This window comes from Pseudomonas fluorescens (assembly GCF_902498065.1).
GTDB lineage: Bacteria > Pseudomonadota > Gammaproteobacteria > Pseudomonadales > Pseudomonadaceae > Aquipseudomonas > Aquipseudomonas fluorescens_BJ.
Window position 1 is genome coordinate 99092 of sequence record NZ_CABVIR010000009.1, and the last position, 15917, is coordinate 115008.

A 15917-nucleotide genomic window follows, 5' to 3' on the forward strand; every position below is an offset into this window, starting at 1 on the left:
CTCATCGCGAGCAAGCTCGCTCCCACAGTGGTTTGTGATGTGGCGAAATTGGGTGAGTGAGCAAACTGTTCAAATAATCACCAATTGCCTTGCACCTCTTCTGTCCCTTCTCTACAATTGCGCCCCTTGCTGTGACGGCAGGCACGCATGTGTCTATCGCAAGCAAGTCCATAAGTGTCATTCACTCCTTGTCTGACCGCTTTTGAGCGGCAGGCTACAACCCGTAAGGAGCATTCATGCGTCATTACGAAATCATCTTTTTGGTCCACCCGGATCAAAGCGAGCAAGTCGGCGGCATGGTTGAGCGTTACACCAAGCTGATCGAAGAAGACGGCGGCAAAATCCACCGTCTGGAAGATTGGGGCCGTCGTCAACTGGCCTACGCAATCAACAATGTTCACAAGGCTCACTACGTGATGCTGAACGTTGAGTGCACTGGCAAGGCCCTGGCCGAGCTGGAAGACAACTTCCGCTACAACGATGCAGTGATCCGTAACCTGGTCATCCGTCGCGAAGAAGCCGTCACCGGCCAATCCGAGATGCTCAAGGCTGAAGAAAACCGCAGTGAGCGCCGTGAGCGTCGCGACCGTCCTGAGCACGAAGGCGCCGAAAGCGCTGATAGTGATGACAGCGACAACAGCGATAACGCTGACGAGTAATCCACGGACCTTTTGAGGAGCCTATTACATGGCACGTTTCTTCCGTCGTCGTAAATTCTGCCGCTTCACCGCTGAAGACGTGAAAGAGATCGATTACAAAGATCTCAACACTCTGAAAGCTTATGTATCCGAGACCGGCAAAATCGTTCCAAGCCGCATCACCGGTACCAAAGCACGTTATCAGCGTCAGCTGGCCACCGCTATCAAGCGCGCCCGCTTCCTGGCCCTGCTGGCCTACACCGACAGCCACGGCCGCTGAGACCGGGCAGTCGACACGTAGCAAAGGATTGAATGTATGCGTGCCATAGCTGAGTTCATCATGCGCGGCCGTATGCAGGCCACTCTTGTAGTGGCCGGATGCGCAACATTGCCGTTGTTGTATTGGTTGGGTGCTGCCGCCGGATGCCTTGTGCTCCTGCGGCGCGGATTGAAGGACGCCCTTGGCGTACTTGCTCTGGGACTGCTGCCAGCGTTGATCTGGTGGCTTTACTCCGATGACCCACGGGCACTTCTGGTGCTGCTGGGGTCTTCGAGCCTTGCGTTGGTTTTGCGCGCAAGCGAGTCCTGGAACCGCGTGCTGCTGGTCAGCATAGCGATGGGAGTGGTGTTTGCAGTGGTGCTGGGGACAGTTTTTGCTCCCCAAATCGAGATGCTGGCGCAGGCTTTGATAAAAGTCATGCCGTCGCTACTCGGTGATGTCTACCAGAAGTTGTCGGTAGACGAGCAAGCGCATTTTGCGTCCCTGATTGCACCGGTCCTGACCGGCCTGATTGCGGCCTTGTTGCAAATCGTCAGCGTGCTGAGCCTGATTGTCGGGCGCTACTGGCAGGCGTTGTTGTACAACCCGGGTGGTTTTGGTCGCGAGTTTCGCGCCATCCGATTCCCGCTGGGGCTGGCGATGTTACTGCTGGCGTTCATGCTTCTGGGGCCGAACATCGGTCCGCAGATGGCCATGTTGACGCCGTTGTGCAGTGTACCGCTGGTATTCGCCGGGCTGGCCCTGATTCATGGGCTGGTGGCGCAAAAGCGACTGGCCAGGTTCTGGTTGGTGGGGTTGTACGTCACGCTGTTGCTGTTCATGCAGCTGATCTATCCGTTGCTGGTGGTCCTGGCCATCGTCGACAGCCTGATTGATTTTCGCGGTCGTTCGGCGCCGAAAGACGTCGATAGCGCGAACGGTGAAGGTTAAAAGTTAAGAGGATTTTCACATGCAACTGATCCTTCTGGAAAAAGTCACCAACCTGGGCAACCTGGGTGACAAAGTAAACGTTAAGGCTGGTTACGGTCGTAACTACCTGCTGCCTTACGGCAAAGCTACCGCCGCGACCCCAGCCAACCTGGCTGCGTTCGAAGAGCGTCGTGCTGAGCTGGAAAAAGCCGCAGCTGACCGTAAAACTTCGGCTGAAAGCCGTGCCGCCCAACTGGCTGAGCTGGAAGTGACTATCACTGCCACCGCTGGTGACGAAGGCAAGCTGTTCGGTTCGATCGGTACTCACGACATCGCTGATGCACTGACCGCCTCTGGCGTTGAAGTTGCAAAAAGCGAAGTTCGTCTGCCGAACGGCACCATCCGCAACGTAGGCGAATTCGACGTAGCCGTGCACCTGCACGCCGAAGTTGAAGCCACCGTACGCGTTGTCGTGGTAGCAGCTTAAGCAGCACTTGTCGGCTGGCACCCTCGGGTGCTTGTCGGTAACATCGGGCACGATCCTGTTTACAGGTCGTGCCCTTTGTCTTTCTGCAGTTCCTGTTTTTCACACCCTGCTTTTCTAATATAACCAAGTGGCCATGAACGATATCTCCGCTCCCGAGCAATACGATCTGCAAACAGCTGCCCTGAAGGTGCCGCCGCATTCCATCGAGGCCGAACAGGCCGTGCTCGGTGGTCTGATGCTGGACAACAACGCCTGGGAACGCGTGCTCGATCAAGTCTCCGACGGCGATTTCTATCGGCATGACCACCGCCTGATCTTCCGCGCGATCGCCAAGCTCGCCGACCAGAACTCCCCGATCGACGTCGTGACCCTTGCCGAGCAATTGGACAAGGAAGGTCAGACCTCGCAGGTCGGTGGCCTCGGTTACCTCGGTGAACTGGCAAAAAACACGCCGTCCGTCGCCAACATCAAGGCTTATGCGCAAATCGTCCGGGCGCGGGCGACATTGCGGCAGTTGATCGGCATCGCCACCGAGATTGCCGACAGTGCCTTCAACCCGGAAGGCCGTACCGCGGAAGAGATTCTCGACGAGGCCGAGCGGCAGATCTTCCAGATCGCCGAGGCGCGGCCTAAAACGGGCGGCCCGGTGAGCGTGAATGACCTGCTGACCAAGGCCATCGACCGCATCGACACCTTGTTCAACACCGATAACGCCATCACGGGCCTGTCCACCGGTTACACCGACCTCGATGAGAAGACCAGCGGCCTGCAGCCGTCCGACCTGATCATCGTCGCCGGCCGTCCATCCATGGGTAAAACCACCTTTGCGATGAACCTGGTGGAAAACGCCGTGTTGCGCAGCGACAAGTGTGTATTGGTTTACTCGCTGGAGATGCCAGGCGAATCGCTGATCATGCGTATGCTCTCGTCTCTCGGCCGCATCGACCAAACCAAGGTCCGTGCCGGTCGACTGGACGACGACGATTGGCCGCGCCTGACCTCGGCGGTCAACCTGCTCAACGACCGCAAGCTGTTCATCGACGATACGGCGGGTATCAGCCCTTCGGAAATGCGTGCGCGGACCCGGCGTCTGGTGCGTGAGCACGGCGATGTCGCGCTGATCATGATCGACTACCTGCAGCTGATGCAGATCCCGGGTTCCGGCGGCGATAACCGGACCAACGAGATTTCCGAGATCTCCCGTTCCTTGAAAGCCTTGGCCAAGGAGTTCAACTGCCCGGTGGTGGCGCTGTCCCAGCTCAACCGCTCTCTGGAGCAACGTCCGAACAAACGCCCGATCAACTCCGACCTCCGGGAATCCGGAGCGATCGAGCAGGATGCTGACGTGATCATGTTCGTTTACCGGGATGAGGTTTATCACCCGGAAACCGAGCACAAAGGCATCGCCGAAATCATCATCGGCAAGCAGCGGAACGGCCCGATCGGCACGTCGCGACTGGCGTTCATCGGTAAGTACACCCGCTTCGAAAACCTGGCGCCGGGTAGCTACAACTTCGACGACGAATAAAAACCTGTGGGAGCGAGCCTGCTCGCGATAGCAGTGTGCCAGACAACATCAATGTCGACTGACACACCCCTATCGCGAGCAGGCTCGCTCCCACATGGGTCGTCCGTAATTTCCGACCATAGCCGTCGGAATTGGTCATTTTTTGTGCTATATTCCGCGCCCGCGATTTTTCATCTCAACACCGGTCATCGTCATGCAAACAGCCAAGCCGTTATTTGATTATCCCAAGTACTGGGCCGAATGTTTCGGTCCGGCGCCATTCCTGCCGATGAGCAGGGAGGAGATGGATCAGCTTGGCTGGGATTCCTGCGACATCATCATCGTCACCGGTGATGCCTACGTTGACCACCCGTCGTTCGGCATGGCGATCATCGGCCGGCTGCTGGAGTCGCAAGGCTTCCGCGTCGGGATCATTGCCCAACCGAACTGGCAGTCCAAAGACGATTTCATGAAGCTCGGCGAGCCGAACCTGTTTTTCGGCGTCGCGGCCGGCAACATGGATTCGATGATCAACCGCTACACCGCCGACAAAAAAATCCGTTCCGATGACGCCTACACCCCCGGTGGCATGGCGGGTAAGCGTCCGGACCGCGCGAGCCTGGTGTACAGCCAGCGCTGCAAGGAAGCCTACAAGAATGTGCCGATCGTACTTGGCGGCATCGAAGCTTCCCTGCGCCGCATCGCCCACTACGACTACTGGCAGGACCGGGTACGCAACTCGATCCTGATCGACGCCTGTGCCGATATCCTGCTCTACGGCAACGCCGAGCGTGCGATCGTCGAAGTCGCTCAGCGTCTGTCTTACGGTCACAAGATCGAAGACATTACCGACGTGCGCGGCACTGCGTTCATCCGCCGCGATACGCCGAAAGACTGGTACGAAGTCGACTCCACGCGCATCGACCGTCCGGGCAAGGTCGACAAGATTATCAACCCGTACGTCAACACCCAGGACACCCAGGCCTGCGCCATCGAGCAGGAAAAGGGCCCGGTTGAAGACCCGAGCGAAGCCAAAGTCGTGCAGATTCTGGCCAGCCCGAAAATGACCCGCGACAAGACGGTGATTCGTCTGCCGTCGGTCGAGAAAGTCCGTGGCGATGCGGTGCTCTACGCACACGCCAACCGCGTGTTGCACCTCGAAACCAACCCGGGCAACGCCCGCGCGCTGGTGCAGAAGCATGGCGAAGTCGACGTCTGGTTCAACCCGCCGCCGATTCCGATGACCACCGATGAAATGGACTACGTGTTCGGCATGCCTTACGCCCGTGTCCCGCATCCGGCGTACGGCAAGGAAAAAATCCCTGCCTACGACATGATCCGCTTCTCGGTGAACATCATGCGTGGCTGCTTCGGCGGCTGCACCTTCTGCTCGATCACCGAGCACGAAGGCCGGATCATCCAGAACCGTTCCGAAGAGTCGATCATTCGCGAAATCGAAGAGATCCGCGACAAGGTCCCAGGCTTCACCGGCGTCATTTCCGACCTCGGCGGCCCGACCGCGAACATGTACCGCATCGCCTGCAAGACCCCGGAAATCGAATCCGCGTGCCGCAAGCCATCGTGCGTGTTCCCTGGCATCTGCCCGAACCTGAACACCGATCACTCGTCGCTGATCCAGTTGTATCGCAGCGCCCGTGCGTTGCCGGGCGTGAAGAAGATTTTGATCGCTTCCGGCCTGCGTTACGACCTCGCGGTCGAGTCGCCGGAATACGTCAAGGAGCTGGTGACCCACCACGTTGGTGGTTACCTGAAGATCGCCCCGGAACACACCGAGGAAGGTCCGCTCAACCAGATGATGAAACCGGGCATCGGCAGCTATGACAAGTTCAAGCGCATGTTCGAGAAGTACACCAAGGAAGCCGGGAAAGAGCAGTACCTGATTCCGTACTTCATCGCCGCTCACCCGGGCACCACCGACGAAGACATGATGAACCTGGCCCTGTGGCTCAAGGGCAATGGCTTCCGTGCCGATCAGGTGCAGGCGTTCTACCCGTCGCCGATGGCCACCGCCACCGCGATGTACCACTCGGGCAAGAACCCGTTGCGCAAGGTGACTTACAAGAGCGACAGCGTGACCATCGTCAAGAGCGAAGAGCAGCGTCGTCTGCACAAGGCGTTCTTGCGTTATCACGACCCGAAAGGCTGGCCGATGTTGCGTGAAGCGCTGACCCGCATGGGCCGCGCCGACCTGATCGGGCCGGGCAAGGACCAATTGATCCCGCTGCATCAGCCGGCAACCGACAGCTACCAGAGCGCCCGTCGCAAGAACTCGACGCCAGCCGGTAGCCATAAAGTCGCGGGTGAGAAGACCACCAAGATCCTGACCCAGCACACTGGTTTGCCACCGCGCGCCAGCGATGGCGGCAATCCGTGGGACAAGCGTGAGCAGGCCAAGGCAGCGGCATTCGCCCGCAACCAGCAGGCAGCCAAGGAGCGCAAGGATGCGGCCAAAGGCAAGGGGCCCAAGCCTGCGCGCAAGCCGGTTGTGCCGCGTTAATCTGCGCGCCCTATCGCAAAACGCCAGCCTTAGTGCTGGCGTTTTGTTTTCTAGCGAGTGTGCGGTCCGTTTGCTAAGGTGATGCTCGCTTAAATGGCTCGCCGGGATAATTGATTTCCCTGTACAACGCCACAGCCTGAGGGAGCCGGGTTCGCCTGCGTTGAAGGCGGTACAGGCAATAAAGATCTCACCCCGATTTTCAAGGACGATTCACATGAGCAACCCCTTACCGGGTATCGGCATGGACTTCAGCCCCTCCCAGTTCATGGCCCGTCAACGCATCGACAGCCAGATCAACCTGCCACGCCTGTTCGCCGCCATCGACGCCGATCCCGGAATCGTCGGCGCGGGCGTGGTGTACATCGACGCCGAATTCAACGTAGTGACCCTGCGCGAGTTCAAACCGATATGCAGTATCAGGCCCAAGCGAATCATTTTGCGCGAGGCGCAGAAGTACATTGCGCCTGCTCAATTCGCCCAGCAGGTGCGGGACAATCCGCGCGAATCGCGCCTGGTTGGTGAGGCAGTCAACACCAGCTTATCGTGCGTGGGTGCAGTGATCGGCTGGATCGTAGTGCTCAGTGGCTCCGTGGCTATTCCGTTTTCGGCAGGGGCAAGTACGGTGGTCGCTGCGCTCGGTTATACCGCTGCGGCTGCCAGCTCAGTACAGTGTTTCGCCAGCGGCTATCGGACCCGCAATGAGATCGTCAACCCTGCCCGTAACGATGAGCTCGACAGCGAAGAGTGGTACCGGTACACCATGATTGCGCTGGATGCTGCGTCCCTGGTCGGGGTAGGCGCATCCACGCTGACAACGCTCAAACTGGTCAGGATGAATAAGGCCACGACCGGGAAAAGTGTCAGGGAAGTGCTCAGGGGGTTGAATCGACAGGAGCGTGCCAAACTGACCAAAGAACTATTGAGCATTAACGACCCGCGCTTGACGTCGAAGATGATCAAGTTGAAGCAATTGTCGGGTGAATTGCCCAAGCGTTTCACACCCACCGAGGTCAAGCATGCAACGGTCACTCAGATAAAAGACGCCTTGGGCGCCGCTATCGGTTTTACCGGCAGTGCAATTTCGGGGAATGTCCGCACCATTGCCGTAGGCCTGTACGAGGAGGCTGAGCAATGAATGAGCTGCCCAGCATTCGCAATTTTCTATCGAAGTATTTCCCGGTCTTCATGGGGGCAATATTCGCGTCAATTTTTACCCTGGTCTTTGCGGTGTCTTTATTTTTCGAAAGCTATTTTCGAAACCTTCCGTTGGCTGACAACGCCAAGTACTCTTTTTTCGGGGGGATCGCGCTGACCCTCATCGTCGTGCACTGCAATTTCATGGTCGCACGCGGTCGCCCGCAATGGGTGCGGCCTCTGGTCGTGCTCCTGGCCCTTTGTTTTCTTGGGGTATTGCCCACCATTGCATATGAGGTGCAACCCCTGATTTATGCTGTGACGTTGCTGTTCCCACTGCTGGCGCTATTGCTGCTCAACAGCAAACGTCACCGCGAGATGCGCCAGAAACTGCTTGAAGTACGTCACTTGCGCCAAGCTCTTATTGCAAAGCACAAAGCCCGTTAGTTGGTTAGATTCAGCACCCGCCCCTCACACGTGCGCCACAAATATGTGCAGCCCTCGCACTATAACCGCAGCCACGGCGCCGTTTTGGTGCTGTACTGCACCGGCGTCTGTTGATAAAGCGCAATGACCGCCGCTCTGGCATAAGTCTTGCGCCGCTTTCGATAACGTCCAGGCTCGCAGGAGGCACGCCGTGTCGATTCATGTCGCATTGCACCACGTCACGCATTACCGCTACGACCGCGCCGTTGAGCTCGGTCCGCAGATTGTTCGCCTGCGCCCGGCTGCCCACAGTCGTACGCGGATACTGTCGTATGCGCTGAAAGTCTCACCCGAGCAGCATTTCATTAACTGGCAGCAGGACCCTCAGGGCAATTACCTGGCACGGTTGGTGTTCCCGGAGAAAACCACTGAGCTGCGGATCGAAGTCGATCTGCTGGCGGAAATGGCAGTGTTCAATCCGTTCGACTTCTTCCTCGAACCCTACGCGGAAAAAATCCCGTTCACTTACGCTGCGGATGAGCGCAAGGAACTGGCGCCGTACCTGGAAACCTTGCCCCTTACACCAAAGTTCAAGGCCTATCTGGACGGCATCGACCGCACGCCGCTGCCGAGTGTGGACTTCCTCGTCGCGCTCAATCAGCGCCTGAGCGAAGACATCGGTTACCTGATCCGTATGGAGCCAGGCGTGCAGACGCCCGAGCACACCCTTGAGCACGCCTCCGGTTCCTGCCGCGACTCGGCATGGCTGTTGGTACAACTGCTGCGCAACCTGGGGCTGGCGGCACGTTTTGTCTCCGGCTATCTGATTCAACTCACCGCCGATGTCAAAAGTCTCGACGGCCCTTCTGGCACCGAAGTGGACTTCACTGACCTGCACGCCTGGTGCGAGGTTTATTTGCCCGGTGCGGGCTGGATCGGCCTGGACGCGACGTCAGGGCTGTTCGCCGGTGAAGGACACATTCCGTTGGCGTGTAGTCCCGATCCGGGCTCTGCGGCACCGATCAGTGGCCTGGTGGAACCGTGCGAGTGCGAGTTCACCCACGAAATGTCCGTGGAACGGATTTGGGAGGCGCCGCGCGTCACCAAGCCCTACACCGAAGATCAATGGCTGGCGATCCAGGCGCTGGGCCGGCAGATTGATGCCGACTTGCTGGAAGGTGACGTGCGCCTGACCATGGGCGGCGAGCCGACCTTCGTCTCCATCGACGACCCGGACGGCGCCGAGTGGAACACTGCGGCGCTCGGGCCGGACAAGCGTCGCCTGTCCGCCGAACTGTTCCAGCGCATGCGCAAGCGTTACGCGCCCAAAGGGCTGGTGCATTTCGGTCAGGGCAAGTGGTACCCCGGCGAGCAACTGCCGCGCTGGTCGCTCAATTGCTATTGGCGCCGCGATGGCGTGCCAATCTGGCACAACAGCGCGCTGATTGCCGATGAGCAGGAAGACTACGGCGCCGATGGCGAACTGGCCGGGCGTTTTCTGGCGAGTGTCGCTGAACGCCTGAAAATTCCGACGCGTTTTGTGTTCCCGGCCTACGAAGACAATTTCTATTACCTCTGGCGCGAAGGCACTTTGCCGCAGAACGTCAGCGCCGAAGATTCGCGTCTGGAAGAGCCGCTGGAGCGTGCGCGATTGCGCAAAGTCTTCAGTCAGGGCCTGGATAAAGTGATCGGCCAGGTGCTGCCACTGGCGCGCACGGCCAAGGGCGATCAGTGGCAAAGCGGTCGCTGGTATCTGCGCGACGAGCACTGCCGATTGGTACCGGGGGATTCGCCACTGGGTTATCGCTTGCCACTGGGTTCGCAGCCGTGGGTGAAAGCCGCCGAGTATCCCTTCATCTATCCCAACGACCCCAATCAGGAATTCCCGGCGCTTCCAGACACTCAACAGTTGAACAGCCCCGCAGCTGCAGCCGAGGCGGTCGAGCGCGATCTGAAAGTCGACGAATCCGCCGATTGGCTGACGCGCACTGCGTTCTGCGCCGAGGCACGGGAAGGGCGGTTGTACTTGTTCATGCCACCGCTGGAGCGGGTCGAGGATTACCTGGAACTGGTCACTGCGATCGAGGCCACCGCTCAGGAACTGCATTGCCCGGTGCTGCTGGAAGGCTATGAGCCGCCGAGCGATCCACGCCTGAGCAACTTCCGCATCACCCCGGATCCTGGCGTGATCGAGGTCAACGTACAGCCGTCCGCGACTTGGGATGAGTTGGTCGAGCGCACCGAGTTTCTCTACGAAGAAGCGCGCCAGACTCGGCTGACCACCGAAAAATTCATGATCGACGGCCGGCACACCGGCACCGGTGGCGGTAACCATTTCGTACTGGGCGGCGCGACACCGGCTGACTCACCTTTTCTTCGTCGTCCGGATTTGCTGCGCAGCCTCATCAGTTACTGGCATAACCATCCGTCCTTGTCCTACCTGTTTTCCGGATTGTTCATCGGCCCGACGTCCCAGGCGCCGCGCGTCGACGAAGCCCGCAACGATGCGTTGTACGAGCTGGAAATTGCCTTTGCCCAGATGCCTGAACCCGGCGAGGAATGCGCGCCATGGCTGGTCGACCGGCTGCTGCGCAACCTGCTGATCGACGTGACCGGCAACACGCATCGCGCCGAGTTCTGCATCGACAAACTCTATTCGCCCGACGGCGCGACGGGGCGTCTTGGCTTGCTGGAGCTGCGCGCGTTTGAAATGCCGCCCCATGCGCGCATGAGCCTGGCTCAGCAATTGCTGTTGAGGGCGCTGGTCGCGCGGTTCTGGCGCGAGCCTTACGCACCGCCGAAACTGGCACGTTGGGGCACTGAGCTGCATGACCGGTTCCTGTTGCCACACTTTATCGAGCAGGATTTCGCCGACGTCATCGTGGACCTCAATGCCTCGGGTTATCCGGTGCGGGCCGAGTGGTTCGCGGCGCATCTGGAATTTCGCTTTCCCAAGGTTGGCGATTACGCCGTCAGCGGCATCGAGCTGGAAGTGCGTCAGGCGCTGGAGCCTTGGCATGTGCTGGGTGAAGAGGGCGCGGTTGGCGGCACGGTGCGCTACGTGGATTCGTCCCTGGAGCGCTTGCAAGTGAAGCTCACCGGCCTGGCGCCGCAACGTTATTTGCTGACGTGCAATGGCGTTCCCGTGCCCTTGCAGCCGACCGGGCGGGTTGGCGAATTCGTCGCGGGCGTACGCTTTCGTGCCTGGCAGCCGGCCAACTGCCTGCAACCGACCATTCCCGTCCACGCGCCGTTGGTGTTCGACCTGCTCGACACCTGGATGCAACGTTCGCTGGGGGGCTGTCAGTACCACGTCGCCCATCCGGGCGGGCGCAACTATGACAGCTTGCCGGTGAACGCCAATGAAGCCGAGAGTCGGAGGATGGCGCGTTTCTTCCGCATCGGACACAGCCCAGGGAAACTTCCTATACCGATTCTGGAAATTAACGACGAGCTGCCGATGACTCTCGATTTGCGACGTTTCTAAACCGTACGCGACGCTCGGATTTTTCGTATATCCGGGCGTCATGAGCCTGCGTTAGTCTGACCGTTCCTTGCTGTCTGCCGAGCTTTCCATGCCTGATCTGCTTGACCGCTACCCGCTTACGGCGGGCACTTATCACGAACTGCTCGACGACAGTGGCGCCGTGCGCCCCCACTGGCGTCGGTTGTTCGACCAGTTGCAACGCAGCACGCCAGCGCAGCTGGTGCAGCGTCAGGCGCTGCTGACCCGGCAGATCCAGGAAAACGGCGTGACCTACAACGTCTACGCCGACCCCAAGGGCGCGGACCGACCGTGGGAACTGGACCTGCTGCCGCACGTGATCGCCGCTGATGAATGGGAGCAGTTGTCGGCGGGCATTGCCCAACGGGCGCGTCTGCTGAACGCGGTGCTGGCCGATCTGTACGGGCCGCAACGGCTGATCGCCGAAGGTCTTTTGCCTGCCGAGCTGGTATTCGGTCACAACAACTTCCTCTGGCCCTGTCAGGGCATCACGCCGCCCGACGGGGCCTTTTTGCATCTGTATGCCGTGGATCTGGCGCGCACGCCCGACGGTCGCTGGTGGGTCACGGCGGATCGGACTCAGGCACCCTCCGGCGCCGGTTACGCCCTGGAAAACCGCACGATCGTGTCCCGGGCCTTTCCCGAGTTGTACCGCGATTTGAAGGTGCAACACCTGGCCGGGTTCTTCCGCACGCTTCAGGAAACCCTGGCCCGTCAGGCGCCGAGCGACGATGAAGTGCCACTGGTGGTGCTGCTGACGCCGGGGCGTTTCAACGAAAGCTATTTTGAACATTTGTATCTGGCGCGACAGCTTGGTTATCCGTTGGTGGAGGGCGGCGACCTCACCGTGCGCGATGCCACGGTCTACCTGAAAACCTTGAGCGGCCTGCGCCGGGTCCACGCGATCATGCGCCGGCTCGACGACGATTTCTGCGACCCGCTGGAACTGCGCACCGACTCTGCACTCGGTGTGCCGGGCCTGCTCGAAGCCGTGCGACAGGGGCGAGTGCTGGTGGCCAACGCTCTGGGCAGCGGCGTTCTCGAGTCGCCGGGACTGTTGGGCTTCTTGCCCAAGATCAACCAGTTCCTGTTCGGCGAAGAGCTGATCCTGCCCTCTATCGCCACGTGGTGGTGTGGCGAAGCGCCGGTGCTGGCCCAGGCGTTGGAAAAATTGCCGGAATTGCTGATCAAGCCAGCGTTCCCGTCACAGAGCTTCGTGCCGGTGTTTGGCCGTGATTTGAGTGAAAAGCAGCGCCAGAGTCTCTCTGAGCGCATGCAGGCGCGCCCCTACGCCTATGTGGCGCAAGAACTGGCGCAATTGTCCCAGGCGCCGATCTGGCAGGCCGAGGGTGGCCAGTTGCAACCCCGGGCCATCGGCATGCGTGTTTATGCGGTGGCGAGTCGCGACGGGTATCGGGTTTTGCCCGGCGGTTTGACCCGGGTGGCCGCAGAGGCCGACGCTGAAGTGGTGTCGATGCAACGCGGCGGCGCGAGCAAGGACACTTGGGTGCTGGGGGATCGGCCTCCGAGCGGTGAACAATGGAAAGCCCAGCGCAACATCGGCGTGCATGATCTGGTGCGGCGCGATCCGTATCTGCCGTCGCGGGTGGTGGAAAACCTGTTCTGGTTCGGCCGTTACTGCGAGCGCTGCGATGACAGTGCGCGATTGCTGCGGATCATGCTGGCGCGCTACGTCGATGGCGATGACCCGCAAGCGCTGGAGGCCGCGGTCGATCTGGGTGAGCGGCTGATATTGCTGCCTGATGAAGGCGAGTTGCCTGAACGGTTGTTGGCGGCGCTGCTCGGCGACGATTGGCCGTTCAGCCTGCGTTCCAACCTGCAGCGCTTGCAGTGGGCTGCGTCGCAAGTGCGCGGCAAGCTCTCGCGGGAAAACTGGCAGGCGCTGGTGGAGTTGCAGCGTGAGGCCGTTGAACTGGAAACCGAAGAACCGGATTTCGGCGAGTTGCTGGACTTTCTCAACCGTCTGGTGATGTCGCTGGCGGCGCTGTCGGGTTTTGCGCTGGACGACATGACCCGGGACGAAGGCTGGCGCTTCCTGATGATCGGTCGACGGATCGAACGCCTGCAATTTCTCAGCGGTAGCCTGGCGGCGTTCCTGCGCGGCAGCGGTGCCTTCGATCAGGCCGGACTGGAATGGCTGCTGGAACTGGGCAACAGCAGCATCACCTACCGCTCGCGGTATCTGGCGGTGGCGCAATTGATCCCGGTGCTGGACTTGTTACTCCTCGACGAGCAGAACCCTCATGCGGTGCTGTTCCAGTTGAAGCTGGTGACCCGTACCCTTAAACGCTTGAACGATGACTTTGGCGTGCCGCGCGAAGCAGGCTTGCCGCTGCTGGTGGAGCGTCTGGCGCGCTTTGATCTGGGGTGTCTGGAGAATTCGCTGTTTGGTGAAGCCAGCGTGCGCGCTGCCATCAATGGCTTGGCTGATCTGCTGCAAGAGATTGCCGACGCGAGCGGGCAGGTGTCGGATCGTTTGGCATTGCGCCATTTCGCCCATGTCGATGATGTCAGCCAGCGTACGGTGTCCGTCTGATGAGCGCCCATTACCAGATTTTTCACGACACCCATTATCACTACGACAGCCCGGTGTCGCTCGCTCAGCAGTTGGCGCACCTGTGGCCGCGTTCTTGCGCCTGGCAGCGTTGTACCCAGCAACGATTGCAGATCAGCCCTGACCCGACGGCACGTCGCGATGAGCTGGACGTCTTCGGCAATCCGCTGACCCGGCTGGCGTTCGAACGGCCTCACGATGAGTTGCTGGTCAATGCCAGCCTTACCGTTGAAGTGTTGGCCCGGCCAACGCTGGATTTCAATCAATCGCCGGCCTGGGAAGATACCCGCAACGCACTGACCTACAGCAGTCAGCCGCTTTCGCCTGACGTGCTCGAAGCGTGCCGCTACCGGTTCGAATCGCCCTATGTGCATTTGAAGCGCAATTTCGTCGAGTTCTCGGAAAGCTGTTTTCCGGCGGGCCGGCCGTTGTTGCTCGGCGTTCAGGCGCTGATGGAAAAAATCTTCAGTGAATTCACTTTCGATGCCGAAGCCACTCAAGTGGCAACTCCACTGGTGGAAGTGCTGGAGCGCCGGCGCGGGGTATGCCAGGACTTCGCTCACCTGATGCTCGCTTGCGTGCGTTCCCGTGGGTTGGCGGCCCGTTACATCAGCGGCTATCTGCTGACTCAGCCACCACCGGGCCAGCCACGGCTGATCGGTGCCGATGCATCGCACGCCTGGGTTTCAGTGTTTTGCCCGGTATTGGGTTGGGTGGATTTCGATCCGACCAACAATGTGCAACCGGCGCTGGAGCACATCACCTTGGCCTGGGGCCGGGATTTTTCGGATGTTTCGCCGTTGCGTGGGGTCATACTGGGGGGCGGAAATCACGATCCCGAAGTCCGGGTCACCGTGATGCCACTGGAGTAACGCAGATCCCCAGTAGGAGTAAGCGGATGTGCAGTTCTTTCGGGATGGAGGTATTTCAGACTGGTCTGTGAGGGTCAGCAACATCGCTGCTGACCCTGGACACAGATCCGGTGGGCCTGATCAGATCATCGGGCCCTGAGGGTCTCAGGCGTCGGGCGCCTGATCTTTCGGTGCTTCAACATCACTTTCTGCGGCCACTTCACCCTCTGCTTCCGGGTTCAGTGCGGCGGCTTCTTCTTCAGCTGTAGCTTTCTTGCGCTGAAGCTTTTCCTCTTTCTTCTGCTCCTTGGCCAAGTCTCTCTGACGTTTGGCGAAGGAATAATTAGGTTTAGCCATGGGCGATCCTCTGGGGTCGAAGGTGAGGTTGAGCGGCGCATATTCTGCCCTGTATCGGTGCCGAGCCGTTAGCTGGGTTTTTGCTCTGTCCACTTTGGCACTACTGTTGGCTGCCAGGCGTCCAGGGCATCGAGCAGGTTTTGCGGCGATTCGCTCACTTGCAGCATGTCACGGTGTGCTTCTCGAACGAAGCCTTCGCCGACGATATGATCAAGAAAACCGGTCAATTTGCTATAGAAGCCGTTCACTTCCAGCAGTCCCAGCGGTTTACCGTGGTAGCCGAGCTGACCCCAGGTCCAGACTTCGAACAGTTCTTCCAGAGTGCCCAGGCCACCGGGCAGAGCGATGAACGCGTCACTGAGCTCGGCCATCCGCGCCTTACGCGCATGCATGCCGTCGACCACTTCCAGGCGCGTGAGGCCGCTGTGGCCGATTTCCTTGTCCTTGAGGCTTTGCGGGATGATCCCGATCACCTCACCGCCGGCCGCCAGTGCGGCGTCGGCCACAATCCCCATCAACCCGACGGCGCCGCCGCCATAGACCAGGGTCAGCTTGCGCTCGGCCAATGCTCGCCCGAGGGCGACAGCCGCTTCACGATAAGCCGGGTTGGTGCCGGTGCTGGCACCGCAAAATACACAAACGGATGCTAAAGACATGCCTTACTCCATGGTCAGGATGGCCACAGAGTAAAGGCAGAGGCGCGGCGCTCCAAGGTCTAAACTGCGCGTTG

13 protein-coding genes are annotated in these 15917 nt (G+C 59.9%); 11 read left to right on the forward strand and 2 right to left on the reverse strand.

What is annotated here, in order from left to right:
* Positions 1 to 236 precede the first annotated feature (236 nt).
* From rpsF to F8N43_RS25765, 11 genes are all read left to right on the forward strand, one after another.
* Entirely contained in the window at positions 237 to 659 is a 423-nt protein-coding gene (rpsF, locus tag F8N43_RS25710) for a 30S ribosomal protein S6 (protein ID WP_003217491.1), read from the forward strand.
* Positions 660 to 687: 28 nt separating this feature from the next.
* Complete coding sequence (gene rpsR / locus F8N43_RS25715) at positions 688 to 918, forward strand: 30S ribosomal protein S18 (RefSeq protein ID WP_002551829.1); 231 nt, start codon at positions 688 to 690, stop codon at positions 916 to 918.
* A 36-nt stretch (positions 919 to 954) separates the two neighbouring features.
* The gene (locus tag F8N43_RS25720) at positions 955 to 1848 is read left to right on the forward strand and encodes a hypothetical protein (protein WP_150632421.1); all 894 of its coding nucleotides are present in this window, start codon (positions 955 to 957) and stop codon (positions 1846 to 1848) included.
* 19 nt (positions 1849 to 1867) lie between these two features.
* Positions 1868 to 2314, forward strand: coding sequence for a 50S ribosomal protein L9 (gene rplI, locus F8N43_RS25725; RefSeq protein ID WP_008035347.1), 447 nt, complete (start codon positions 1868 to 1870; stop codon positions 2312 to 2314).
* A 133-nt stretch (positions 2315 to 2447) separates the two neighbouring features.
* Positions 2448 to 3842 carry a replicative DNA helicase gene (dnaB, locus tag F8N43_RS25730; protein ID WP_109627711.1) on the forward strand — a complete coding sequence of 465 codons (1395 nt, stop codon included), beginning with the start codon at positions 2448 to 2450 and terminating at the stop codon, positions 3840 to 3842.
* A 193-nt stretch (positions 3843 to 4035) separates the two neighbouring features.
* Entirely contained in the window at positions 4036 to 6339 is a 2304-nt protein-coding gene (locus F8N43_RS25740) for a YgiQ family radical SAM protein (protein WP_150632422.1), read from the forward strand.
* Positions 6340 to 6553: 214 nt separating this feature from the next.
* Entirely contained in the window at positions 6554 to 7474 is a 921-nt protein-coding gene (locus tag F8N43_RS25745) for an NAD synthetase (RefSeq protein ID WP_150632423.1), read from the forward strand.
* Positions 7471 to 7920, forward strand: a complete 450-nt coding sequence (locus tag F8N43_RS25750; protein WP_150654537.1) for a hypothetical protein — start codon at positions 7471 to 7473, stop codon at positions 7918 to 7920. Before F8N43_RS25745 ends, F8N43_RS25750 begins: the two co-directional genes overlap by 4 nt.
* A 190-nt stretch (positions 7921 to 8110) precedes the next feature.
* On the forward strand, positions 8111 to 11386 hold the full coding sequence (locus F8N43_RS25755; protein WP_150654538.1) for a DUF2126 domain-containing protein: 3276 nt from the start codon (positions 8111 to 8113) through the stop codon (positions 11384 to 11386).
* 88 nt (positions 11387 to 11474) lie between these two features.
* The gene (locus F8N43_RS25760; RefSeq protein WP_150632426.1) at positions 11475 to 13961 is read left to right on the forward strand and encodes a circularly permuted type 2 ATP-grasp protein; all 2487 of its coding nucleotides are present in this window, start codon (positions 11475 to 11477) and stop codon (positions 13959 to 13961) included.
* Positions 13961 to 14851 carry a transglutaminase family protein gene (locus tag F8N43_RS25765; protein WP_150639577.1) on the forward strand — a complete coding sequence of 297 codons (891 nt, stop codon included), beginning with the start codon at positions 13961 to 13963 and terminating at the stop codon, positions 14849 to 14851. Before F8N43_RS25760 ends, F8N43_RS25765 begins: the two co-directional genes overlap by 1 nt.
* A 144-nt stretch (positions 14852 to 14995) precedes the next feature.
* Here F8N43_RS25765 and F8N43_RS25770 read toward each other — a convergent pair whose 3' ends face one another.
* Both F8N43_RS25770 and F8N43_RS25775 read right to left on the reverse strand, forming a co-directional pair.
* Entirely contained in the window at positions 14996 to 15187 is a 192-nt protein-coding gene (locus F8N43_RS25770; protein ID WP_110660080.1) for a hypothetical protein, read from the reverse strand.
* 68 nt (positions 15188 to 15255) lie between these two features.
* Positions 15256 to 15843 (reverse strand): TIGR00730 family Rossman fold protein, encoded by a 588-nt coding sequence (locus F8N43_RS25775; protein ID WP_150639578.1) that lies wholly within the window; start codon positions 15841 to 15843, stop codon positions 15256 to 15258.
* Between the last annotated feature and the right edge of the window lie 74 nt (positions 15844 to 15917).